Source organism: Mycetocola lacteus (assembly GCF_003667575.1).
Classification (GTDB): domain Bacteria; phylum Actinomycetota; class Actinomycetes; order Actinomycetales; family Microbacteriaceae; genus Mycetocola; species Mycetocola lacteus.
The window spans coordinates 577,377-600,958 of sequence record NZ_RCUY01000002.1; the positions used below are offsets into that span (position 1 = coordinate 577,377).

Annotated in this window: 21 protein-coding genes; 9 read left to right on the forward strand and 12 right to left on the reverse strand. The window is 66.4% G+C overall.

The window, feature by feature from the left end:
• Positions 1-56 precede the first annotated feature (56 nt).
• Positions 57-1,064 (forward strand): aldo/keto reductase family protein, encoded by a 1,008-nt coding sequence (locus D9V34_RS04705; protein ID WP_121687711.1) that lies wholly within the window; start codon positions 57-59, stop codon positions 1,062-1,064.
• Positions 1,065-1,124: 60 nt separating this feature from the next.
• Here the strand turns inward: D9V34_RS04705 and D9V34_RS04710 are convergent, their stop codons facing one another.
• A complete protein-coding gene (locus tag D9V34_RS04710) occupies positions 1,125-2,147 on the reverse strand; it encodes a zinc-binding dehydrogenase (protein ID WP_183091846.1) in 1,023 nt (340 codons plus the stop codon).
• A gap of 123 nt (positions 2,148-2,270) precedes the next feature.
• On the opposite strand from D9V34_RS04710, the gene D9V34_RS04715 reads away from it, so the two are divergent.
• Positions 2,271-2,834, forward strand: a complete 564-nt coding sequence (locus D9V34_RS04715; RefSeq protein ID WP_121687712.1) for an ABATE domain-containing protein — start codon at positions 2,271-2,273, stop codon at positions 2,832-2,834.
• Between the two features lie 47 nt (positions 2,835-2,881).
• Here the strand turns inward: D9V34_RS04715 and D9V34_RS04720 are convergent, their stop codons facing one another.
• Together D9V34_RS04720 and D9V34_RS04725 are read right to left on the reverse strand one after the other, a co-directional pair.
• Positions 2,882-3,625 carry an SDR family NAD(P)-dependent oxidoreductase gene (locus tag D9V34_RS04720; protein ID WP_121687713.1) on the reverse strand — a complete coding sequence of 248 codons (744 nt, stop codon included), beginning with the start codon at positions 3,623-3,625 and terminating at the stop codon, positions 2,882-2,884.
• Complete coding sequence (locus D9V34_RS04725) at positions 3,622-5,088, reverse strand: DHA2 family efflux MFS transporter permease subunit (RefSeq protein WP_121687714.1); 1,467 nt, start codon at positions 5,086-5,088, stop codon at positions 3,622-3,624. Before D9V34_RS04725 ends, D9V34_RS04720 begins: the two co-directional genes overlap by 4 nt.
• A 101-nt stretch (positions 5,089-5,189) precedes the next feature.
• On the opposite strand from D9V34_RS04725, the gene D9V34_RS04730 reads away from it, so the two are divergent.
• On the forward strand, positions 5,190-5,843 hold the full coding sequence (locus D9V34_RS04730) for a TetR family transcriptional regulator (protein ID WP_183091847.1): 654 nt from the start codon (positions 5,190-5,192) through the stop codon (positions 5,841-5,843).
• A gap of 173 nt (positions 5,844-6,016) precedes the next feature.
• On the opposite strand, the gene D9V34_RS04735 is transcribed toward D9V34_RS04730, so the two are convergent.
• The 3 genes from D9V34_RS04735 to D9V34_RS04745 form a co-directional block, all read right to left on the reverse strand.
• On the reverse strand, positions 6,017-7,090 hold the full coding sequence (locus tag D9V34_RS04735; RefSeq protein ID WP_121687716.1) for a threonine aldolase family protein: 1,074 nt from the start codon (positions 7,088-7,090) through the stop codon (positions 6,017-6,019).
• A gap of 92 nt (positions 7,091-7,182) precedes the next feature.
• Positions 7,183-8,307: an ABC transporter permease gene (locus D9V34_RS04740; protein WP_281272268.1), complete on the reverse strand. Its 1,125-nt coding sequence runs from the start codon at positions 8,305-8,307 to the stop codon at positions 7,183-7,185.
• Positions 8,304-9,188, reverse strand: a complete 885-nt coding sequence (locus D9V34_RS04745; protein WP_121687717.1) for an ABC transporter ATP-binding protein — start codon at positions 9,186-9,188, stop codon at positions 8,304-8,306. Before D9V34_RS04745 ends, D9V34_RS04740 begins: the two co-directional genes overlap by 4 nt.
• Before the next feature lie 161 nt (positions 9,189-9,349).
• Between D9V34_RS04745 and D9V34_RS04750 the strand changes: the two genes are divergently transcribed.
• On the forward strand, positions 9,350-10,306 hold the full coding sequence (locus D9V34_RS04750) for a siderophore-interacting protein (RefSeq protein ID WP_121687718.1): 957 nt from the start codon (positions 9,350-9,352) through the stop codon (positions 10,304-10,306).
• 149 nt (positions 10,307-10,455) lie between these two features.
• Positions 10,456-12,012 (forward strand): LPXTG cell wall anchor domain-containing protein, encoded by a 1,557-nt coding sequence (locus tag D9V34_RS04755; protein ID WP_121687719.1) that lies wholly within the window; start codon positions 10,456-10,458, stop codon positions 12,010-12,012.
• A gap of 130 nt (positions 12,013-12,142) precedes the next feature.
• Here D9V34_RS04755 and D9V34_RS04760 read toward each other — a convergent pair whose 3' ends face one another.
• Positions 12,143-13,135 carry a malate dehydrogenase gene (locus D9V34_RS04760; protein ID WP_121687720.1) on the reverse strand — a complete coding sequence of 331 codons (993 nt, stop codon included), beginning with the start codon at positions 13,133-13,135 and terminating at the stop codon, positions 12,143-12,145.
• A gap of 126 nt (positions 13,136-13,261) precedes the next feature.
• Here D9V34_RS04760 and acs point away from each other — a divergent pair, with 126 nt between their 5' ends.
• On the forward strand, positions 13,262-15,370 hold the full coding sequence (gene acs / locus D9V34_RS04765; protein ID WP_121687721.1) for an acetate--CoA ligase: 2,109 nt from the start codon (positions 13,262-13,264) through the stop codon (positions 15,368-15,370).
• 2 nt (positions 15,371-15,372) lie between these two features.
• Here the strand turns inward: acs and D9V34_RS04770 are convergent, their stop codons facing one another.
• Together D9V34_RS04770 and D9V34_RS04775 are read right to left on the reverse strand one after the other, a co-directional pair.
• Positions 15,373-16,386 carry an Abi family protein gene (locus tag D9V34_RS04770; RefSeq protein ID WP_220700531.1) on the reverse strand — a complete coding sequence of 338 codons (1,014 nt, stop codon included), beginning with the start codon at positions 16,384-16,386 and terminating at the stop codon, positions 15,373-15,375.
• Positions 16,387-16,591: 205 nt separating this feature from the next.
• The gene (locus tag D9V34_RS04775) at positions 16,592-17,044 is read right to left on the reverse strand and encodes a hypothetical protein (protein ID WP_121687722.1); all 453 of its coding nucleotides are present in this window, start codon (positions 17,042-17,044) and stop codon (positions 16,592-16,594) included.
• 238 nt (positions 17,045-17,282) lie between these two features.
• On the opposite strand from D9V34_RS04775, the gene D9V34_RS04780 reads away from it, so the two are divergent.
• The 3 genes from D9V34_RS04780 (at position 17,283) to D9V34_RS04785 (ending at position 19,159) form a co-directional block, all read left to right on the forward strand.
• Positions 17,283-17,873: a nitroreductase family protein gene (locus D9V34_RS04780; protein ID WP_121687723.1), complete on the forward strand. Its 591-nt coding sequence runs from the start codon at positions 17,283-17,285 to the stop codon at positions 17,871-17,873.
• 7 nt (positions 17,874-17,880) lie between these two features.
• Positions 17,881-18,093, forward strand: a complete 213-nt coding sequence (locus D9V34_RS17455) for a hypothetical protein (RefSeq protein ID WP_147441615.1) — start codon at positions 17,881-17,883, stop codon at positions 18,091-18,093.
• A gap of 136 nt (positions 18,094-18,229) precedes the next feature.
• Positions 18,230-19,159, forward strand: a complete 930-nt coding sequence (locus tag D9V34_RS04785) for an aldo/keto reductase (protein WP_121687724.1) — start codon at positions 18,230-18,232, stop codon at positions 19,157-19,159.
• A gap of 58 nt (positions 19,160-19,217) precedes the next feature.
• Here D9V34_RS04785 and D9V34_RS04790 read toward each other — a convergent pair whose 3' ends face one another.
• From D9V34_RS04790 to D9V34_RS04800, 3 genes are all read right to left on the reverse strand, one after another.
• Complete coding sequence (locus D9V34_RS04790) at positions 19,218-20,672, reverse strand: amino acid permease (RefSeq protein WP_245991914.1); 1,455 nt, start codon at positions 20,670-20,672, stop codon at positions 19,218-19,220.
• 195 nt (positions 20,673-20,867) lie between these two features.
• Positions 20,868-21,176: a rhodanese-like domain-containing protein gene (locus D9V34_RS04795; protein WP_121687726.1), complete on the reverse strand. Its 309-nt coding sequence runs from the start codon at positions 21,174-21,176 to the stop codon at positions 20,868-20,870.
• A gap of 112 nt (positions 21,177-21,288) precedes the next feature.
• Positions 21,289-23,427, reverse strand: a complete 2,139-nt coding sequence (locus D9V34_RS04800) for an ATP-dependent Clp protease ATP-binding subunit (RefSeq protein WP_121687727.1) — start codon at positions 23,425-23,427, stop codon at positions 21,289-21,291.
• Positions 23,428-23,582: the final 155 nt, after the last annotated feature.

Sequence of the window (23,582 nt, forward strand, 5' to 3'; positions counted from 1 at the left end):
CTCAAAGCGAGCGCCACAACCGGTGTGGGGCACGCCCCGAGCGGTACGCTCAAGAAATGGAATTCAGATATCTCGGAAACAGCGGTCTCAAGATCTCGGAGATCATTTTTGGTAACTGGCTGACCCACGCCTCGCAGGTCGAAAACGACATCGCGATTCGCAGCGTGCAGGCGGCCCTCGAAGCCGGCATCTCAACCTTTGACACCGCCGACACCTACGCCAACACCGCCGCCGAGGTGGTTCTCGGTGAGGCCCTCAAGGGTCAGCGTCGCGAATCGCTGGAGATTCTGACGAAGGTGTACTGGCCCACCGGACCCAAGGGCCACAACGACTCGGGCCTCAGCCGCAAGCACATCATGGAGTCGATCAACGGCTCGCTCACGCGCCTGGGTACCGACTACGTTGACCTGTACCAGGCTCACCGCTTCGATTACGAGACCCCGCTTGAGGAGACGATGCAGGCCTTTGCCGACATCGTGCGCCAGGGTAAGGCCCTCTACATCGGCACCTCGGAGTGGAGCGCCGACCAGCTGCGCGCCGGTCAGGCCCTCGCCAAGGATCTGGGGTTCTCGCTGATCTCGAACCAGCCGCAGTACTCCGCCCTGTGGCGGGTCATCGAGGCCGAGGTTGTGCCCGCCTCCGAGGAGCTGGGCATCTCGCAGATCGTCTGGTCTCCGGTCGCCCAGGGTGTGCTCACCGGCAAGTACCTGCCCGGTGCCGCCGCTCCCGCGGGTAGCCGCGCCGCCGACGAAAAGGGCGGTGCCAACATGATCAAGAGCTACCTCACCGAGGAGATCCTGACCGCCGTCCAGAACGGCTTCGTGCCGATCGCCGCCGACCTGGGCCTGACCCCGGCGCAGCTGGCCGTGGCCTGGGTGCTGCAGAACAAGAACATCGCCGGCGCGATCGTGGGTGCATCGCGCCCCGAGCAGGTGGCCGACAACGCCCGCGCCGCCGGTGTGAAGCTCGACGCCGACGTGCTCGCCGCGATCGACACCGCGCTGCGCCCGGTAGCCGAGTTTGACCCGGCCAAGCTGGCATCGCCGGCCGGTCGCCCGTCCTAAACGCTCCACATCATGCGTGTGGCCCCGGGGAAACCCCCGGGGCCACACGCATTTCAGAGACTAGGGAACCAGGACCATTCGGAAGCGCGCGGCACCCGAGGACATCCGCTCATAGGCCGGGGCGGCATCCTCCAGCGTGGCGGTCTCGATCATCGGACGCACCCCGTGTCGGGCGGCAAAAGCGAGGTTATCCTCGTTCTCGATCGGGCTGCCGGTGAGCGAGCCGCGCACCCGAATGCCGCGCATCACCAGGTCCGAAGTAGAGACGGATACGGGATCCGAGGACGCCCCGACAACCATCAGCGTGCCGTTGGCGGCGATCCCGGCGATCAGCGCCGAGGACGAGGCACCGGATGCGGCGGTGGCCACGATCAGGTCGGCCCCGCCGAGCGCGTTGAGCTCGGCGACGGCGGCCGCCGGATCCTGTGCGTCCACATAGTGGTCGGCCCCGAGCTCGCGGGCAAACTCGGCCTTCTCGGTGCCGCGGGCAATCGCAATCGTGCGCATCCCCATCTGGTGGGCGTACTGGACACCGAGGTGACCCAGACCGCCGATACCCTGAATCGCAACGGTGGCACCGGGCACCACGTCTGCCTTGATGATGGCGTTATAGGTGGTGATGCCCGCGCACAGCAGCGGCGCGGCCACATCGGAGGCGAGGGACTCGGGGATCGCGACCAGGCCGCTGGCCCGGGCGATCATCACCTCGGCGTAGCCGCCGTCTACGGTGACACCGGTGAGCGACTGGTCGGTGCAGCGCACAAAGTCGCCGCGGCGGCAGGGGTCGCAGGCGCCGCAGTGCCCGCCGAGGAAGCCGACGCCCACCCGATCCCCAATCTGCCATCCGGCGACGCCCTCGCCGAGCGCGTCGATCACGCCGACCACCTCATGGCCTGGCACCATTCCGGGTTCGGATTCGGGGTGTTCGTGGACCGCCAGGCCGTCGGTGTGACAGATTCCACAGGCCTCTACCCGCAGGCGAACCTGTCCGGCTTCGGGATCGCGCAGCGGTCGGTGAACGAGTTTCAGGGATCCATCGGCGGCAACGGCGATGGCACGGTAGGTGGGGGTTTCGGAAGACAAAGCGACCCTTTCACAAAAATCTAGAAGTTATTGTCTAAAGCTGGTTAACAATAACTTATTAAATTGATGAGTCAATTTGTTTTAACTAAATATTGGTTGTCAATAACCTGATACCCTCGTTCCATGAGTACCCCAGCGACCGACCTCGGCACCCTGATCGTCGACCTGGTGGGCACGCGGGCGGGCACCCATGCCGCCGAAAGCTTCGCCGATCCCGAGTCCACCCGCACCTGGTTTTACCGGGCCGGGCTCATCCCCGAGAACACCCCGGTGTCCGAGGCCGAGGTCTGGACGGTGCGCGAACTGCGCGACGCGGTCACCGCGATCCTGGCCTCCCACCTTCACCCGGCCAAGGACACGGATACCGGATCGGCCACCGCCGCGATCGAACGCATCGCCGCGCTGCATCCACTCATGCCCCGACTCACCCCGGCAGGCATGGAACTCGTAGGTACCCAGACGGGAATGGCCGGCGGCATCGGCACCCTGCTGGCCCGGGTCGCCACGGTTGCCTCCAACCCGCGCGAGTGGGTCCGCTTCAAGACCTGCAGCAACCACACCTGCCACTCGGGTTTCCGCGACAACTCCCGCAACGGCTCGGGCCTGTACTGCGGGCCGGGCTGCGCGGCGCAGGTCAACATGCGCGCCTATCGCAAGCGTCAGGGCGGGGACGCCGCCCGCGCATAAAAACGGGTGCCGCCGGGCCACGCCCCGACGACACCCGCGAACTCGCGCTAGCGGACCATCAACCCGCCACCGTCGATCATCAGGGTCTGCCCGGTGATATAGCGCGAATCATCCCCGGCCAGGAACACCACGGCCGGGGCGATATCGGCCTCAACATCGCCGATCCGCCCCAGTGGCACACTCGCCAGGGCCGCGGCCGCCTGCTCGGGGTAGTTTTCGGTCCACCACTTCACACCCTCGGTGAGCGCGTAGGGACAAACCACGTTGACCCGGATGCCCTCGGGACCCCACTCGTTGGCCGCGACCCGGGACACCCCGCGGATCGCCTCCTTCGCCGCCGCATACGCACCCTGGGTCGGGCTCCCGGTGAGTCCGGCGCCCGAGGCGAAGTTGATGATCGATCCACCGGATTCCGCGAGCAGATCGTGGCAGACCATCATCAGGCGCTGGGTGGGCGTGAAGCTGGACCCGAACGCCTGCGCCCAGATCTCCGGGGTGGTGTCGAGTAGCGGTGCCGGGGTCGAGCGGTTGGCGTTATTCACCAGCACGTCCAGCCGCCCGAAGGCGATCAGCGCGGCCTCGCGAATGGCCTCGGCCGCACCCTCGGTGGACAGGTCTCGATGATGGAACACCGCGCGCTCGCCCAGCTCGGCCTCAAGCGCGAGCCCGGCCTCACGATTGGTGTCCACAAACAGCACCCGTGCACCCTCGCGCACGAATACCCGTGTCAGTCCGCGGCCGATCCCGCCCGCGCCGCCGGTAATAATGGCGACCTTGCCGTCTAGTTTCACTGTGCTTCCTCCTTGTGTGGGTTGCGAATAAACAGCGCCAGCACGATGGCCAGGAGCGACAGAATCGCGCCCCCGGTAAACGCGGCGTGCGCTCCCGCGGCACCGGCCAGGAGCGGGTTCTCGCCCGAGGTCAGGTGACGCGTGGTCTCATTGGTCATCAGCGTGATAAACAGGGCCGTTCCGGTGGCCCCGGCCACCTGCTGCAGGGTATTGACGGTCGCACTGCCGTGGGCGTAGAGCGAGGGACGCAGACTTCCCAATGCTGAGGAAAGCAGCGGGGTCAGGGTGAAGCCGAGCCCGGCATTGAGCAGCATCAGCAGGAGGACGATGTGCCAGGACTCGGTACCGGCGCCCACGGTCCCCGAGAACAGCCAAAGCGCGAGCGATGAGACAACGGTGCCAAACAGCACGATCCAGCGCGGCCCGAAACGGTCGGAGAGGGCACCGGACACCGGGGCGAAGATGCCCATGATCAGCCCGCCGGGCAGCATCATCAGCCCGGTTTGCAGCGCGGTCAGGCCGAGCACGTTCTGCACAAAGAGCGGCAGTACGATCAGCGCACCAAACAGGGCCAGCATGCTAAAGAACACCAGAATCACGGCGATGGTGAACGAGCGGTTGGTGAACGTGCGCAGATCCAGCAGTGCCGAGTCGGTGCGCTGCAGCACCAGCTGACGCCAGATGAACAGTCCGAGCGAGACGACGCCCACGCCGAGCGGGACCAGCGGCGAGACGCCCGCATGCCCGGTCGCCTCCTCGCCCAGGCTGCTGATGCCGTAGATCAGGCCCGCGAAACCCAGCGCCGAGAGCACGGTGGAGAGGATGTCGAGGCTCGCCGGGCGACGCTCGGTGAGGTTGCGCATCTTGAAGATTGCGGCAATCAGGGTCGCGGCGGCCACAGGGAACACAAACCAGAACATCCAGCGCCAGCTGAGGTTGTTGAGGATCAGGCCGGAGACGGTGGGGCCAATCGCCGGAGCGGCGGCCATCACGATGGCGATCCCGCCCATCGTGCGGCCGCGCTTTTCGGCCGACACCACGTTCAGGATCGTGGTACTCAGCAGTGGCGTCATGATCGCGGTGCCCACGGCCTGCAGGACGCGGGCCATCAGGAGCACCGCGAAACTCGGGGCGAGGGCGGCAAGCAGGGTGCCCGCGGTGAAGACGGCGATAGCGGTGATCGCAAGTCCGCGCAGCGGGAAGCGGTTGAGTAGGAAGCCACTGGTCGGGATGACCACGGCCATCGTGAGCATGAAGCCGGTGGCGAGCCACTGGGCGGTTCCCGCGTCGATGGCGAAGTCACGCATGAGGTGCGGCAGGGCCACCCCCATGATCGTCTCGTTGAGGATCATCACGAATGCGGCAATGAGCAGCAGCGCGATGATCGGACGCGGGTTCCCGGCCTTCGCGGCCGGATTTGATGGGGTGGGCTGCGCGATCTGGGCGCGCGGGGTTGCGGTCATGGGGAGTCCTTCGGTGTTGGTGCGTTAACCGTGTCACACTGTGCCATGATGTCGCAAGGTGACAATATGCTGCGCTAAGCTAATTCCAAGCAAGGAGCATCGTGACCACACTCTTCCCCACCCCGGACTCCCCGGGCCTCGACCTGCGCGAGCGCCGACGCCTGGAAACCAGTGCCGCAATCGGCGACGCGGCGATCACCCTTTTTGAAACCCAGGGCGTGGAGCACACCACGGTGGCCGATATTGCCGAGGCCGCGGGGATCTCGGTGCGTACCTTCTTCCGCTACTTCCCCTCCAAGGAGGCCGCGGCGGTGGATGGGCAGCCGGTTTTTGGGCCCATCATGCGCGACCTGTTGGCTACCCTGACCCCAGAAAAACCGCTGCTTCCCCAGATCGAAGCGGCCCTGCATGCGGTCCTGGTGGAGCTGGAACGCTACGACGGTGCCGTGCGCAGCCAGCTGATTCGCGTGCGTACGCTGATGCTTGATAACGCGAGTCTGCGCGCCGCCTCCCTGCGCCATGAGGATGAAAACGATCGCCTATTGGCCGCGGAAATCGCCGACCGCTATCCCCTCGCCGGCGGGGAGAGCGAGGCCTGGATCGCCGTCCACCTGGCCACCTTCACCCTGCGGACCGCCTTCGACGGCTGGGTCCAACAGCCCGAGGACGCCCCCCGCGAAACCCTGGCCGACGCCCACACTCGCCTCATCAACGCCCGCAACGCCCTGGTCGCGGGAGGAAGAACGGACGCCTGAACATCGCAGGGGTGCGCGGGGCCGTCCCGGTTCAAACGCCCACCGCTCAAACCACAAAATCCCCACACGCGGTGGGGATTTTGTGTGAAACGGGGATTCTGAGAACCCTCACCAAATTAACTTTAGGGTGCCTAAAGTTAATTTGGCTGGGAACCCGTAAACCTTAGCCGCCGCTATCGGGCGGGCAGCGCAGCGGCGATCGCCGCGATGAAGGCGTCCACATCGGCCTCGGTGGTGTCGAAGGCGGTCATCCAGCGGACCTGCTCGAGGGAGGCGTCCCAGTCGTAGAAGCGGAAAGACTCGCGCACCTTCTCGGCGGCGGCCGCGGGCAGCGAGGCGAAGATGCCGTTGACCTGGGTGTCCTGGGCGAAGGACAGGCCGGTGATCTCACCGGCGGCGATTTTCGTCTCCAGCCCCGCACGCAGGCGCGCGGCCATCGCGTTGGCGTGGGCAGCACCGCGCAGCCACAGGTCGCCCTCAAGCAGCGCGACCAGCTGGGCCGAGACAAAGCGCAGCTTCGAGGCCAGCTGCATGTTCATCTTGCGCAGGTAGTCCACGCCGTGGGCACGTTCGGGGTTCAGGACCACCACGGCCTCCCCGAAGACCAGCCCGTTCTTGGTTCCGCCGAAGGACACCACGTCGACCCCGGCGTCCGTGGTGAAGGCGCGCAGCGGCAGGTTCAGTGCGGCCGCGGCGCTGGCGATCCGGGCACCATCCAGGTGCAGGGCAAGGCCCTGGGAGTGCGCAAACTCGGCGATCGCGGCGATTTCCTCGGGGGTGTACAGGGTCCCGAACTCGGTGGACTGGGTGATCGACACCGCGTGCGGCTCGGCCCGGTGTACGTCCCCGAACCCGTAGGCCTCGGTGGCGATCAGCTCGGGGGTCAGCTTGCCGTCCGGGGTCGCGACCGGCAGCAGCTTGAGCCCGCCGACCCGCTCGGGGGCACCACACTCATCGGTGTTGATGTGGGCGGAGGCCGCGGTGATGACGGCACCCCAGCGCGGCACCACCGACTGCAGGCTGAGCACGTTGGCGCCGGTCCCGTTGAACACCGGGAACACCTGCGCCTGCTCGCCAAAGTGCCCACGCATCACCTCGCCAAGACGGGCGGTATAGACATCGTCGCCGTAGGCCGACTGGTGTCCACCGTTGGCGGCGACCAGCGCCTCCAACACCTCGGGGTGGGCTCCGGCGTAGTTGTCGGAGGCGAAGTGGCGAACGGAGGAATCGTGCAGTGCGGAGGTCATACCCTCTATGCAATCACGAATTTTGCCGGGCTCGCCACGGGCAGACAAAAGTGGCGGTGTCCCGAAGAACACCGCCACTCTCGCGCCCGGATCTAGCCGCGCAGCGCCTCGCTCAGCTTGAGCTTGCCACCGGTGTGCAGCAGCGATCCGCGGTAGATGCGGGCGGCCAGCAGAATCACCACGACCACCGAGACCAGCAGAATCGCCAGGGCCACCAGCGGCTCCCACCACTGCGCGTCACCGAAGAAGAGCCGCACGGGCATGCCCACCGGGGCGGAGAAGGGCACGTAGCTGAGCACGGTCATAACCACCGGGTTGTCGTTGAAGAAGGCGACCCCGAAGTAGGGAATCATCACCAGCATGGTCACCGGGGTGATCGCCGAGCCCACATCCTCCTGCCGCGACACCAGCGAGGCGAGGCCCGCAAACAGCGCGGCCAGCAGCACGAACCCGAAGATGAAGAACACCACAAACCAGATGATTGGTGCCCCGACTCCGGCCAGCAGCGCGTCCTGACCGGTGGCCGAGAGGCCGATGATCGCGACCGCGGCAATCGCCGCAACCTGGGCAAAGGCCAGCAGCGAGTTCCCCAGCACCTTGCCCGCGAGGAGCACGCGAACCGAGATCGTGGACATCAGGATCTCGACGATTCGGGTCGACTTTTCTTCAACCACCGACTGGGCGATCACGCTGCCGAAGGTGACCGCGGACATCATAAAGATCAGCCCGAATGCGAGCGCCATGATGAAGCGCAGCGGTCCGGTGACCCCGTCCCCTCCCAGCAGTTCGATCTGCGGACGCAGGGTCAGCGCATCGGTCAGCGCATCGGGTGCCTTCTCCTGGGCGATGATGGTGACCCCGGTGGGGTTTTTCTGGGTCGGCTGCTCGGCGATGACCGCCGCATCCACCTTGCCCTCACGCACCAGCGCGCGGGCATCCTCGTTGCTGGCGACGCTTTCCACGTCGAAGGTTTGGGTGTCCAGGATCGCGGCCACCGGACCGGCCGCGGCCACCCGAGACTTCTCATCTCCGGAGAACCCGCCCCCGGCGGCAAACCCGCTGAGCAGCACACCGATTAGCACCAGCACGATCAGCGAGGCGGAGGAGAACAGGAACGCCTTGCTGCGCAGACGCTGGGTCATCTCCCGCTCGGCGACCAGCCAGGTGGTGGACAGGACCGAGGGGGCGGCGGGGGCTACTGGGCGTGTGGTACTCACTGGACTACCTCCCGATAGATCTGGGCGAGCGAGGGACGAACGGGGGTAAACGCGTGCACGGGGCCGCGTTCGAGGGCACCACGCAGCACCAGCTGCGCGCGTTCGGCGGTGTCGGCATCGAACTCGACGTGTCCACCATCAAAGCTCAGGACCGAGATTCCGGGAACCTCACGCACCCAGCCGCCGTCCGCTTCGCTCTCCAGGCTGAAACGGTTACCGCGGTGGGCGTCGCGCAGGCTCTGGGCCGAGCCGACCGCGCGGACCTGGCCGCCGGAGATGATCACGATGTCATCGCAGAGACGCTCAACGATGTCGAGCTGGTGGCTGGAGAACAGCACCGGAACCCCGGCGTTGGCGCGCTCCTTGAGCACCGCGAGGACCACATCCACAGCGAGCGGGTCGAGGCCCGAGAAGGGCTCATCCAGCACGAGGGCCAGCGGATCATGAACCAGCGCGGCGGCGATCTGCGCGCGCTGCTGGTTTCCCAGCGACAGGCTCTCGATGGTGTCGCCCCCGCGCTCGCCCAGACCCAGCTGATCGAGCAGACGCTCGGTGTTGCGCTTAGCGGTCTCGGCACCGAGACCGTGCAGGCGCGCGAAGTAGGTGATCTGCTCGGCGACCTTCATCTTGGGGTAGAGCCCGCGCTCCTCGGGCATGTAGCCGATTCGGCGGCGATCCTGCTCCGAGAGTGGGGACCCGTCCAGCAGCACCTCGCCACTGTCGGCCTCCAGCACGCCGAGCAGGATGCGCATCGTGGTGGTTTTGCCGGCACCGTTGCCGCCCACAAAACCGGTCATCCGGCCGGGCTCGATGGTGAAGCTCATGTTTGTGAGCACCTGACGGGTGACAAAGGATTTATTGATGCCGCGTATCTCCAGCATGGGCCCTCCAATCGTGTTGTCACCCCAGGCTATTCGGGCGGCACCGTGCGGGTCGTCCCTCACCCGGCGGATTTTGCCCCTCCGCCGAATGGCGGATACGCGGCATAAAACGGCCGGAACGGAGGATTGGGTTTCCCCAGAGATTCGCCTAGAGTTAGGTAATGCTCAGCTTAGGAGAATCGCAGGTTTTGGTCCGCACCGATCGCCCCGCCTACCACCCCTGGCCCGCCAAAGTCTCGGCGGTGACCGAGCTCTCACCGCACTTCACCCGGGTCACCTTCCGGGATGATGAGCTGCAATTCTTCGGCACCGACCTGCTGGATCAGCGCATCAAGATCCTCTTCCCGCTGCCCGGGCAGGCCCTGTTTACGCTGCCGAACCTCGACGGCAACGCCTGGTGGGAGTTCTGGCGCGACCTCCCCGAGGAGGAGCGGGCTCCGTTCCGCACCTACACCGTGCGCGACGTACGACCGGCACTCGGCGAGGTCGATGTGGACTTCGTGGTGCACTCGGTTCCCGAGGGCTCCGAGGTGGGCCCGGCCGGGAAGTGGCTGCTGACCGCGCAGCCGGGCGACGAGGTGTACCTGGTGGGGCCGGACGCACGCAGCCTGGAATCCGCCATCGGCATCGACTGGCACCCGGGGGACGCCACCCGCCTCCTCCTGGCGGGGGACGAGACCGCACTGCCCGCGATTGCCGGGATCCTGCGTGACCTGCCCGCGGATGCGGTCGGCGACGCACTGATCGAAGTGCCCACCGCCGCGGATGCCCTCGAGCTGGAGCATCCCACCGGGGTCGCCGTCACGCTGATCGCCCGCGAGGGTGCCGAGCACGGCGCGGGCCTGATCCGGGCGATGGATGAGTGGATCGCCGGCCACGGCGAGCTGATTGAGGCCGCCCGGGCACCCCGTGCGCAGAAGCTGGTCGACGTGGACGTTGACACCGACATTCTCTGGGAGACCCCCACCGATGCGGACTCGGGCGAGTTCTATGCGTGGCTGGCGGGCGAATCCGGCGTAATCAAGCAGCTGCGCCGCACCCTGGTCACCACCCAGGGAGTGGACCGTCGTCGCGTGGCCTTCATGGGATATTGGCGGATCGGAAAGGCCGAGAACTAGGCTCGTTATACCCCGGAAACACGCCGTTTACCCGCCCGTCACCGAATGCTACGAGGCGTATTGACACGGTGAAATATTGGGAGTATTCATTGGGGTAGGAGCGCCGGGACGGGAATACCCGGGGCTCTTCCCCCAACGAACGGATAACCATGACCTCCCCCGTTATTCGGCGGCCCCTGCGCGCGTATGCGCCGGCCGCCGCCCTGGGTGCCGCGGCGCTGCTGCTCGCGGCACCGCTCACCGCCCAGGCACTCCCCGCCGACACCATCACCGTGGCCGCGGGTGACTCGATCCAGGCGGCGCTGAACGCCGCCCCGGCCGGAGCCACGCTCCAGCTGGCCGCGGGCACGTTCCGCGAGGATCTGCGCATCAGCAAGCCGGTGACCATCGAGGGTGCCGCCAGCCGCGGCACCGAGATCCGCTCGGCCGGGTCCTCGAAGACCATCGACCTGACCAACGTGAGCGATGTTGCCCTCAAGCACCTCGCGATCACCGGTGCCGACTCGGATGCCGCGCGCCCCAACGCCACCGGCATCGACGCCAACGGTGCCCGCGGGCTGACCCTCGAGGACATCGGGGTGCGGGAGTTCGGCAAGAACGGTATCGCGATCACCAACCGCTACACCCCGACCAGCCCGGTCATCTCCGGTGACATCACCATCAGCAACGTCCAGGCGCAGCACAACGGCTGGGCCGGCATCGCGTTCTATACCAAGAGCTCGCAGAACACCACCGACAACATCGATAACGTGAGCTTCGTGGGTGCGGCCAACGCCTTCACCGACAACGCCTACAACGTGCAGTTCGGCGACACCGGCAACACCGCCAAGGTGACCGGCGCGCAGGGCGGCCCGGTTGCTCTCGGCACCATCACCGTGGGCACCGCACCCGCACCGGTTTCGGACAAGGCGGGCATCCTGGTGCTCGACACATCGGCCGTCACCGTGTCCGCCGACGCGACCCTGGCGCTAACCCAGCCGCGGGCGATCGTTGCCGCGGACCTGCTGCCGGGCGTCACGGTTGAGGCACCGGTCACCACACCGGAGCCCACCCCGACGCCCACGGTCGAGCCGACCGTTGAGCCCACCCCGGAGCCCACGCCGACTCCGACCGTCGAGCCGACCCCGACCCCGACCCCGACCCCGACGCCCAGCACCCAGCCGAGCCAGACCCCCAAGCCCACCGAGACTCCGGCCGCTCCGGCCCCGGCACCGGCGGGCAACACCAACGCGCTGCTGAACCTGGTCAAGGACCTCGGCCTGAATGTCGCCGCCACCACCGCCTCGGTGCAGGCGGCCCCGGGCGTCGACCTGACCAAGCTCAACCCGGCCGCGCCCTTCACCGCAACCCTGCCGTGGAGCGCAAACGACGCGTTTGTGGATGTCTACGCGTACTCGACCCCGACCCTGCTCGGTAGCTTCCCGGTTGTGGACGGCGCCGTCGTGGTCGCCGGGGCCGACCTCTCCAAGCTGCCCGCGGGTGAGCACCACATCGTCTTCCAGGGCCAGACCTCAAAGACGGTGGCCGTGATCGCCGTGGCCGTCACCGCGGCCCACCCGGTCGCCGCCGGTACCCCGGCGGCCCTGGCCTCCACCGGTGCCGATGGCGTGCTGGGCCTCGGCGTTGCCGGCGGCATCCTGCTGCTGATCGGTGCCGCGGCGCTCGGTCTGGTGCGTCGTCGCCGCTCGCAGGCGGACGCAGCCTAGTCACACCCCACACACGCGGCGGCGGCCGGGAGGGTTTCCTCCCGGCCGCCGCCGTGTTTTTGATGCCCCGGGGCGACCCGGTAACGATCCGCGTAGACGCCGCTCTCGGCATACGCCGGATCGGGATGGCCTAGTCCGGCAGCAACCCGAGAGCCGCCACCGCATCGCGTTCGGCGATCAGCTCGGCCACCGAGGCGTCGATTCTGGCGCGGGAGAACTCGTCGATGTCGATATCCGGAACGATCGCCCAGCGCCCCTCGATGGACTGAGCGGGGAACGAGGAGACCAACCCGGCCGGGACCCCATAGGATCCATCGGACACCAGGGCCACGCTGGTCCAGGCATCCCCGGGGGTGCCGAGCACCCAGTCACGCATGTGATCGATGGCCGCGGATGCCGCAGAGGCGGCCGAGGAAGAGCCACGTGCGGCGATGATTTCGGCCCCGCGCTTGGCCACCCGGTCGATATACGCGCCGCGCGCCCAGTCCACATCCACCGCGGCGAGCGCGGCCACCTCGCCGATGCTGGCCTGGCTGAGGTCGGGATACTGGGTGGGCGAGTGGTTGCCCCACACGGTGATCCCGGTGACCTCGGTGACCGGGACGCCGGCCTCGGCGGCGAGGATCCCCACCGCCCGGTTGTGGTCCAGCCGGGTGAGCGCGGTGAAGCGTTCGGCGGGCAGGTCGGGGGCGTTGCGCTGGGCGATCAGCGCGTTGGTGTTGGCGGGGTTACCCACCACGATGACCCGCACGTCCGCGGCGGCGTGATCGTTGATCGCCCGACCCTGCGGACCGAAGATACCCGCGTTGGCCTCCAGCAGGTCGGCGCGCTCCATACCCGCGGTGCGCGGCCGCGCACCCACCAGGAACACGATGTTGGCATCGGTGAACGCCTCGGTGGCGTCGGTGTGTACGCTGACCTGATCCAGCAGCGGGAAGGCTCCGTCGATCAGTTCCAGCTGTGTCCCCGCGGCGGCGGCTTCGCCGGCCGGGATCTCCAGGAGGCGCAGTCGGACCGGGGTATCCGGGCCGAGCAGATCGCCCGCGGCGAGACGGAAGAGAAGCGCGTAGCCGATGTTTCCGCCCGCGCCGCTCACGGCAATGGTGACCGGTTGTGTACTCATACCGCCGAGTCTAAGCCGGGAAGGTTGCTCCTGTCCCGGATCCTTACACAATCCGTACGCGCATCCGCGTTACGGCCGGTTACGCACGGATCCGCACGCATCCGGCGCGGTGCCTACCCTAAAGATATGTCCTCCTCGCCCACGGTCCCCGCCGTCCCGTCCATCCTCGAGCCGAGTCCGGCGGCAACCGAGCCCGCGAGCCCGCACACCGATTCCGTGCTGTCGGCCACCGAGCCCGCACTGGCCGCACTGCTGGCCGAAACCCGGGCGTTCCCGGCCCCCGCGCATCTCGCGGCCTCGGCGAACGTGGACGCGAGCTGGTTTGAGCGGGCGGATGCCGACCCGGATGCGTTCTGGGCCGAGCAGGCCGCGCGTCTGGACTGGGCCCGCCCCTGGGACACCGTCCACACCTGGAAGCCCGCGACCGTGCAGGAGAACGGGACCCTCTCGGTACCCGAGACCACCTGGTTTGCCGGAGGCACGCTGAACGTCGCGGTGAACTGTGTGGACCGCCATGTGGCCGCCGGCCGCGGCGACAAGATCGCACTGTACTTTGAGGGCGAACCCGGGGACCGCCGCGCGATCAGCTATGCCGAGCTGCAGCGCGAGGTTTCCCGAGCGGCGAACGCGCTGACCGAGCTGGGTATCGGCCGGGGCGACCGCGTAGTCATCTACCTGCCGGTCATCCCGGAAACCATCATCGCGACCCTGGCCGTGGCGCGCATCGGCGCGATCCACTCGCTGGTGTTTGGCGGCTTCAGTGCCGAGGCACTGCGCTTCCGGGTTGAGGACACCCGGGCCAAGCTGCTGATCACCACCGACGGGCAGTACCGTCGCGGCACCGCGGTCCCGGTCAAGGCCAACGCGGATGCCGCGGTCGAGGGGGTGGACAGCGTCGAGCACGTCCTTGTGGTCCGCCGCACGGGTTCGGAGATCGACTGGACCGAGGGCCGCGATGTCTGGTGGCACGAGAGCGTGGACCGCGCCGCCGACACCCACGAGCCCGAGTTCTTCGACGCCGAGAACCCGCTGTTCATCATCTATACCTCGGGGACCACCGGCAAGCCCAAGGGCCTGGTGCACACCTCGGGCGGATACCTGACCCAGGCGTCCTTCACCCACTGGGCGGTATTTGATGCAAAGGACAGCGACGTGCACTGGTGCACCGCCGACCTCGCCTGGGTCACCGCACACACGTATGAGATCTACGGACCGCTCTCCAACGGGCTGAGCCAGGTCATCTACGAGGGCACCCCGAACACCCCGCATCCCGCGCGGCACCTGGAGATCATCGAGCGCTACGGCGTCACAACCTACTACACGGCGCCCACGCTGATCCGCACTCTCGCCAGCTGGTTCCCCGAGGGGCTTCCGGACACCTACGACCTCTCCAGCCTGCGTCTGCTCGGCACCGTGGGCGAGGCGATCAACCCCGAGGCCTGGGTGTGGTTCCGGCACAACTTCGGCCGGGATGAGCTGCCGATCATCGACACCTGGTGGCAGTCCGAAACCGGGTCCGCGGTGCTCGCCCCGCTGCCCGGCGTGAGCACACTCAAGCCCGGCTCGGCGACCCGTGCGCTGCCCGGGCTCAGCGCGATCATCGTGGATGAGCACGGCGAGCGCGTGCCCTTTGGTTCGGGCGGATACCTGGTGGTGGATCGTCCCGGCCCCTCGCTGGCCCGCACCGTCTGGGGCAACCCCGAACGCTACCGCGACGCCTACTGGGAGCGCTTCGCCGACCGCGGCTACTTCTTCTCCGGCGACGGAGCCAAGTGGGATGAGGATGGCGACATCTGGGTCCTGGGCCGCGTGGACGATGTGATCAACGTGTCCGGGCACCGCCTGTCCACGATCGAGATCGAGAGCGCTCTGGTTTCCCACCCGCATGTGGCCGAGGCCGGAGTGGTGGGCATCGCTGATTCGGTGACGGGGCAGGCGATTGCCGCGTTCATCATCCCGTCCCATGATCGTCCGGCCGAGGAGGATCCCGCCGCCTGGGCGGCCAAGTCGGCCGAGGTGACTCGCGAGCTGCAGGAGCACATCCGCGCGCAGATCGGCGCGGTAGCCAAGCCGCGCGAGATCATCCTGGTCCCCGACCTGCCCAAGACCCGCTCGGGCAAGATCATGCGCCGCCTCCTGGTGGACATCGCCGACGCCCGCCCGCTCGGCGACGTCACCAGCCTCCAGGACGACACGGTCCCCGCCCGGATCGCGGCGATCTTCGCCGAGCGCTAGTCTCACTGCGGACGGCGGCTTGGTGCCGTGGCCGGTTTGTCATTCGACCACAACTTCATCGCGCGCCAGTCCTCGGGAAATCCCATCTCCCGCTCGGACCGGTCAGGTAGCTCGGAATAGACGTGTTCGATCTCCCCGCGTACCTTGTGAGCCCAGGGGGATCCCGGAGAAGCGGTGCCAAGCAATTTGGCTATCAGGGTCAACCCACCGAAGAGCTGCTCGCTTTGTCCACGCGGCAGCAGCTGAAGACCCTCCACGGTTCGCAGCGCAGTCGTCGACGTCGGGATGAGGGTCCGGTTCCACATGCGGCCGTGATGCGCTCCAATGTTGCGCAAGACCGTGAGCTGCTCAAGCCATCGTGCCAGCGGGTGGTTCTTCTTCGTCTTCGCTGCCTGGTTGGGTTTGAGTCGCGAGGGGTCGATAATGATGCCCAGACGCTCGGCGACCGCAAATTGTTCGGCCGCGCGCATTCCGTCAAACAGCATCGATAAGTCCGAGAAGTCGAGCACGTCCACCAACACCCAGATCGGAATCACCCCACCATATTTTTCCCGGTGATGCGCGATCACCGGAGAACGTCGCGCCGCGCGGTCAATACGAGAGGTCACATTTTTCATCCACGTTTCATGATCAAAGCCATCGCGAAAATGTGAGCGATCCGTATGCGCAATCGGCGATGATGCGCCCAGAACGTAGCTCAGATGACTCCGCAACGCGACCTCGACACGTTCGATCCCGTCATGTACGAGGGTGCGCAGCTTTCGGTCGAATTCGTACAGGGTCTCGATCGCTGTGAAACTGGTTCCCTCGATAAATCGCTCGGCTCGCCTCACAACACCGGAACCATCACTTTCGAGTACCCGATATGTGTGCCAGTACCCGCTCAGGCGGTAGTAGTTCACCGAGTGGAGCCACTGTTTTATGTCGTGGCTCGGCACCATCCCTCGACCGCACAGAAGTTCAATCTGTTCGTCAAGGGTGAGAAACTTCTTCGGCGAAGTGAACACGAGACTCATGCTGCCAGGTTAAAGAGATCCAGCCCACACCAGCAGAAGCTGGGCGGGCTGAACGATTACCTTCAAGCTAACACACAAACCGCCACCAACCACCAAAAACCGTCGAAATAGGTGGAATGCCACTCACACTCAGGTGGTCGGTTCCGCCCGTCTCATCTCCGAGCAAACAGCGCCGGCGAAGTAGGACATCCCGTCCCACCGCAGACTACAGTTCGTCCTCCGTCGGGCAGGTTCCCGCCTCGGCCTCAGTCGGGCAGCCGTTGCCCTCGGTGGTCATCAGCTGGTTGATCCGCTGCGGGGTGAGCCGGAGCAGGCGCGCGATGTCGGCCTGACGCAGGCCCTGGTCGGCGAGTGCGCGGATCGTTTCGCGGCGCAGGCGGGCGGCCTCGGTCAACGCCGCACGACCGGCCTCCTCCTGGACGGCGGCCGCGGCCCAGAGGGCTTCGGCGTCGCCGGGGAGTTCGATCGCGGTGTCCACGATCACCCGGTCGGGTGCCACGGCCAGACACTCGCTGGCGATCTCGGCCGCGATTTCAGGGATGTCCCGCACGGTGGGCGACTGCCCCGAGGTGTCGAGCTCGGGAATTTCAATCTTCCACCAGCGTCCCGAACGCCGCGCGGTGGCCCGCAGGGGGCGAGCTTCGGTTTCCGCCGACATGATTTTCCTTCCGGCTCGAAGCCTGAATTGAGGCCTCATCTCGAAATCTCTAGGGGGGATAGAGAGTCTTCGTAAATCTTATGCAACTTTTTTCGTCATCCGGGGAATATGCATCCGGGGATGTGCGGTTACAGCTACACGTGCCCCGCGGAATCGCGCCGCACGTCGCACATAATAACCATCGTTCCGCGGGTTCCATTCCCGCATGCGGCAGCTCAGACGCCCGAAAGGACCTCCCATGACCATCACCGACACCTCACGTCACGCCGAAACCTCCGCTCCGATCAACAGCGTGCTGGCACAGCGTTGGAGCCCGCGCGCCTACATCGCCGACACCACCATCGACGAGACCAAGCTCACCTCGGCCCTCGAGGCTGCCCGCTGGTCCCCGAGCGCCAACAACAGCCAGCCCTGGCGCTTCATCGTGGCCCGTCGCGGCACCGAGTCCTTCCAGAAGGTTGTCGACGCACTGGTCGGCTTCAACCAGGCCTGGGCTCACCGCGCCAGCGTCCTGCTGGTGGCCGTGGCCAACACCAAGAACGCCGAGGGTGGCGAGCAGCCCTGGGCCATCTATGACCTCGGTCAGGCAGTCGCTCACCTGAGCGTGCAGGCTCACGAAGACGGTCTGTTTGTGCACCAGATGGCGGGCTTTGACCCGGCAGCCCTGGTGTCCTCGTTCGGTCTGGAGGAGGGCTTTGTGCCCTTCACCGTTTCCGCCATTGGAGAGCTCGCCGCCCCGGAGATCCTCGAGGACGAGTTCCTGCAGTCCCGTGAGGTGGCTCCGCGCGAGCGCAAGCCCCTCACCGAGATCGTTGTTGTCAACGACTAGGTCGCCGATGACACGTCGGCGTCGATTCTGGAAGGCCTGCACGGTCGGTTTGGCCGTGCTGCGTTTCCGGATCAGTCTGCTCCACCTCGGGTTTGTCCGGCAGGGTCTTGCCGGTCTCGAGGCGGACCTGGATTTGAACGCGCGGCCCGCACAGCCGGAAGCCGAACGTATCGACGCCCCAGCGGTGGTGGATAAACCGCTGCTCACCCCGGTGAGCTAACCCCGCAGACAAACGCCACGGACACGAAGAATGGGTTCATCGTGTCCGTGGCGTTCTGCGTTAACCCCGGGGAAATTTCGCCGCAAAACTGCGGCGTGTGCTGTGCGACGCGCCCGAGATGCGCTTGAATAGGGGGATGAAGATTCTCCCCCTTCCCCAGAGCAACCTCCAGGCTTCCAACATCATTCTTGGACTCATGCGCATCGCCGAGCTCAGCGACCAGGACATCCGCACGCTGGTGGGTTCCGCGATTGACGCCGGCGTCAACGTGTTTGACCACGCCGACATCTACGGTGGTGCCCGCCACGCGTGTGAGGAGCGTTTTGGTAACGCGGTGACCTTCACCGGTGCCGAGCGTGAAAACGTCATCATCCAGTCCAAGGTGGGCATCCGTCCGGGCTACTTCGACTTCTCCCGCGAGCACATCCTGACCACCGCCCGCGAGGCGCTGGTCGCGCTGAAGACCGACTATCTCGACGTCTTCCTGCTGCACCGTCCCGACACCCTGGTTGAGCCCGAGGAGGTGGCCTCGGCCTTCGCTGAGCTGCACGAGCAGGGTCTGGTCCGAAACTTCGGTGTGTCCAACCACACCCCGGGTCAGATCGAGCTGCTGAAGAAGTACGTGGAGCAGCCGCTGATTGTCAACCAGGTGCAGCTGAGCATCACCCACGCCCCGCTGATCGCCTCGGGTATCGCCGCCAACATGGCGGGCCTGGACCAGTCGATCAGCCGCGACAACGGTCTGCTCGACTACGCCCGCCTGAACGACATCACTCTGCAGGCCTGGTCGCCGTTCCAGAAGGTATTCTTCGACGGCGTCTTCCTGGGCGACCGCGAGGCCTTCGGCCCGCTGAACGACGTCCTGGACGAGCTGGCCGCAAAGTACGGCGTGACCCCGACCGCGATCGCCACCGCCTGGATCACCCGCCACCCCGCAAACATCCAGGTCGTGCTGGGCACCACCAACCCGGGCCGCGTGGCCGAGGCCGCCGCCGGCTCCGAGCTCCCGCTGACCCGCGAGGAGTGGTACCGCCTGTTCACCGCGGCCGGTCACACCCTGCCGTAATCAGACAAGAAATCCCCGCACGCGGTTCTCCGGGTGCGGGGATTTTTGCTGCGGAAACCTAGAGCTCGACAGGTGCGTCGGAGATACCTAGGGCCCGTTCCCGCGCCACCGCGTTGATGCGGCCGCGGGTCAGGAACCAGCCGATGATGAGCAGCGGGATCAGTGCCAGCGAGCCCACGAGCACCCAGCGACCCTGCTCGCTAAAGCCGAGTGATCCCAGCGCGAATCCAAGGAATGCCAGGGTGATGTAACCGCTCCAGGGAGCACCGGGCATGCGGAACGTGGGGCGCTCGATTTCCCCGCGGCGCGAGAGACGGTAGAGCCGCAGCTGGCAGAGCACAATCGTGGCCCAGCCCATCAGCACCGCGATCGAGGCCACCTGGATCACGATCTCAAACGCGGCCTCGGGCAACAGATAGTTCAGCCCCACCCCGAGCACCGCGCAGGCCACGGTCAGCGTGATCCCCCCGGTCGGCACCCGGTGTTTGGAGAGCTTGCCCACAAACCTCGGCGCCGAGCCGTTAACCGACATCGAACGCAGGATCCGCCCGCTGGCATAGAGCCCGGCGTTGAGCCCCGAGAGCGCCGCGGTGAGGACCACCAGGTTCATGATTGATCCCACGATTTCGCCGGTCTGCGCCGACCCCAACCGGGCGAAGAAGGTCACAAAGGGCGATTCCCCGGCGCGGTACTGGTCGGTCGGAAGCAGCAGGGTCAACAGCAGCACCGAGCCCACATAGAACACCGCGATGCGCAGGATCACGCTGTTGACCGCGCGCGGCATGACCCGCGCCGGCTCGCTAGTCTCCCCGGCGGCGACCCCGACCAGCTCAATCGAGGCGTAGGCAAACACCACCCCGGTGAACACCACCAGCGCCGGGAGAATACCGTGGGGCATCCAGCCACCGCTCTCGGCGATCATGTTCCAGCCCACCGGGCCCGCATCCGTCTCGGCGCGCAACACCAGCAGCACGATGCCCACGATCAGGAATGCGATCAGCGTGCCCACCTTGATGATGGAGAACCAAAATTCCAGCTCACCAAACACCCCGACCGCCACCAGGTTGACCGCAAACATCACCGCCAGCGCGATCAGCGCTAGGACCCACTGCGGGGTATCGCGCAGCGGCGCCCACAGGTGACCCCAGAAGCGCAGATAGAGGGCGACCGCGGTGACATCGGCAATCGAGGTCATCACGTAGTTCAGAAACACCATCCAGCCGGCGACAAAGGCCAGCTTCTCCCCGAAGAATTCGCGCGCATAGGAGACGAATGAGCCGGAGGTGGGCCGGTGCAGCACCAGCTCCCCCAGCGCCCGCAGGACAAAGAAGACGAATATGCCGCAGAGAAGGAAGACCAGGACGAGGATCGGCCCGGCCTCGTGCAGGCGGCCTCCGGCACCCATGAATAATCCGGTGCCAATGGCCCCGCCGAGGGCGATCATCTGAATGTGTCGGGGACGCAGCGAGGTGCTGTATCCCGTATCCGCGTCCCGGAACGGCGCGCGAGGCACGGCACCGGTCTTCCCCGCTGCCGACGCGCGTGTGTGCTCGCCCGATTGTGACCGTTGCATCCTTGCCCCCGTTGTCCACCGCGGGGGCGAGTCCCCCCCAGACGGCAGTGGGATCCTACAGAGCAAGCCTGGGGGACACGCGCCCAGAACGCTCAGACTGGCGAGTGCATGTCACATATCAGCGGGAGGGGCGCTCTAGACCCCCGGCGCGATAACCGGCAGGCCCGCCTGAGCCCAGGCGTTCATGCCGCCCTCGACGTTGACCACGTTCAGGCCCTTCTGTTCGAGGTAGGCGCCGACGCGGGCGCTGCGCACGCCGCCGGCGCAGATCAGGTACAGGGTCTCGGCCTCGGGGAGCTCGCCCTCGCGCTTCATGAAGGTGCTCATCGGCAGCAGGGTGGCCTCGGGGGCGACACCACCGGCGTGCTCCTCGGGTTCGCGCACGTCGATCAGCGCGACTCCGGGGTTCAGGGCGGCCAGTTCGGTGACGGTGATTTCCTGCATGTCCTAAATTCCTTCCCGGGACCGAGCGGCCCACGGCTTCGAGCGTATACCTGCGCCCAGGCTAACGCGCGATGGCCCCGGGTTATGCCCCGAGGCCATCGCGTGTTGTGGGCTATTCGCCGGTGCGAATTGCCAGGCTCTCGCCGTCGAGGTCCACCACCACGGTGTCCCCGTCGCGCACACTGCCCGCGAGCAGCGCGGTGGCCAGGCGATCGTCGATCTGCTTCTGCATCAGACGACGCAGCGGACGCGCACCATACAGCGGGTCGTAGCCGCGTTCGGCGAGCCACGCCCGGGCATCCGGGGTGACCGCGAGCTCGAGTCGACGTGCAGCCAACCGGCGCTGCAGTCGGTCGATGTACAGCTCGACGATCTGGCCGAGGTCCTCCTCGCTCAGTGCCTGGAACACCACGATGTCATCAAGCCGGTTCACAAACTCCGGTTTGAATGCCTGCCGCACGGCCTGCTGCACCATGCTCTCCTTGGTGTCAGCGGAGAGGGTCGGATCGATCAGGACCTGGGAGCCGAGGTTCGAGGTGAGGATCAGGATCGTATTGCGGAAGTCCACCGTGCGTCCCTGTCCATCTGTCAGACGCCCGTCATCCAGCACCTGCAGCAGGATGTCAAAGACCTCGGGGTGGGCCTTCTCCACCTCATCCAGCAGAACCACCGAATACGGACGACGACGCACGGCCTCGGTCAGCTGACCGCCCTGCTCATACCCGACGTATCCGGGCGGGGCACCCACCAGGCGCGAGACGGCGAACTTCTCACCGTACTCGCTCATGTCGATGCGGACCATCGCCTTCTCATCGTCAAACAGGAACTCGGCCAGGGCCTTGGCCAGCTCGGTCTTTCCCACGCCGGTCGGGCCCAGGAAGAGGAACGATCCGGTGGGACGGTTGGGATCGGAGACTCCGGCACGGCTGCGTCGCACGGCGTCGGCCACGGCGGCCACGGCCTTGCGCTGACCGATCAGGCGACGGCCCAGCTCCTGCTCAAGGTTGAGCAGCTTCTCGGTCTCACCCTGCAGCAGTCGCCCCACGGGGATCCCCGTCCAGGCGGCAATCACCGCGGCGATATCATCGGCACCCACCTGGTCGTTGACCATCTTGTCCGCGGTGTTCTCCGAGGACTCGGCCTCGGCCAACTCCCGCACGATCACCGGAATCTCGCCGTAGAGCAGCTTGGAGGCCTTCTCCAGCTTGCCCTCGCGCTGGGCGCGGTCGGCCTCGATCCGGGCGCGGTCAAGCTTTTCCTTGAGCTCTCCCACGCGGTTCAGGCTTGAGCGTTCCAGCTCCCACCGGCTTTGCAGATCGGTCAGCTTCTCCTGGCGGGCAGCCAGGTCCGCGCGCAGCGCCGCCAGACGCTGCTTGCTCGCCTCGTCCTTCTCCCGCTTGAGTGCAAGCTCCTCGAGCTTGAGGCGGTCCACGCTGCGGCGCAGCTCATCGATCTCGACCGGGGCCGAGTCGATCTCCATCCGCAACCGGGACGCGGCCTCATCGATCAGGTCGATGGCCTTATCCGGCAGCTGACGGGCGGGGATGTAGCGGCTGGAGAGCGAGGCGGCCGCGACCAGTGCGCTGTCGGCAATGGTCACCTTGTGGTGCGCCTCGTAGCGCTCCTTGAGTCCACGCAGGATCGCGATGGTGTCCTCAACCGAAGGCTCCCCCACATACACCTGCTGGAAGCGACGCTCCATCGCCGCATCGGCCTCGATGTACTGCCGGTATTCATCCAGCGTGGTGGCACCGATCAGGCGCAGCTCGCCACGGGCGAGCATGGGCTTGAGCATGTTCGCGGCGGCGACCGAGCCCTCGCCGGCCCCGGCACCCATCAGGGTGTGCAGCTCGTCGATGAAGGTGATGATCTCACCGTCGGCATCGTTGATTTCCTGCAGCACGGCCTTGAGGCGCTCCTCGAACTCGCCGCGATACTTGGCACCGGCCACGAGGGCGGCCAGATCGAGGGAGACAAGCTGCTTGCCCTTGAGGGAGTCGGCCACATCTCCGGCGACGATGCGCTGGGCGAGCCCCTCCACCACGGCGGTTTTACCCACGCCGGGTTCTCCGATCAGGACCGGGTTGTTTTTGGTACGCCGAGTGAGCACCTGGCTGACACGACGAATCTCGGCATCGCGGCCGATGACCGGGTCGAGCTTGCCGGTTGCGGCAATCGCGGTGAGGTTCACGCCGTACTGCTCAAGGGCGCTCTTTGCTTGTTCCTGGGGTGGCTGCTGGCCTGGTTGCACGGGTTCTCTCCTTCTCCTGGTGCTAGCGGGAATCGTCTCCCACAAACTTGAGCCTTGTTGACTCAAGTTTACATCCTGCGACGATTTGATACCAGTCGTTAAGGGTAAATAAAACTCAGAATTCCCTGATTGAACGCCGATTCGATGCCGGGTGT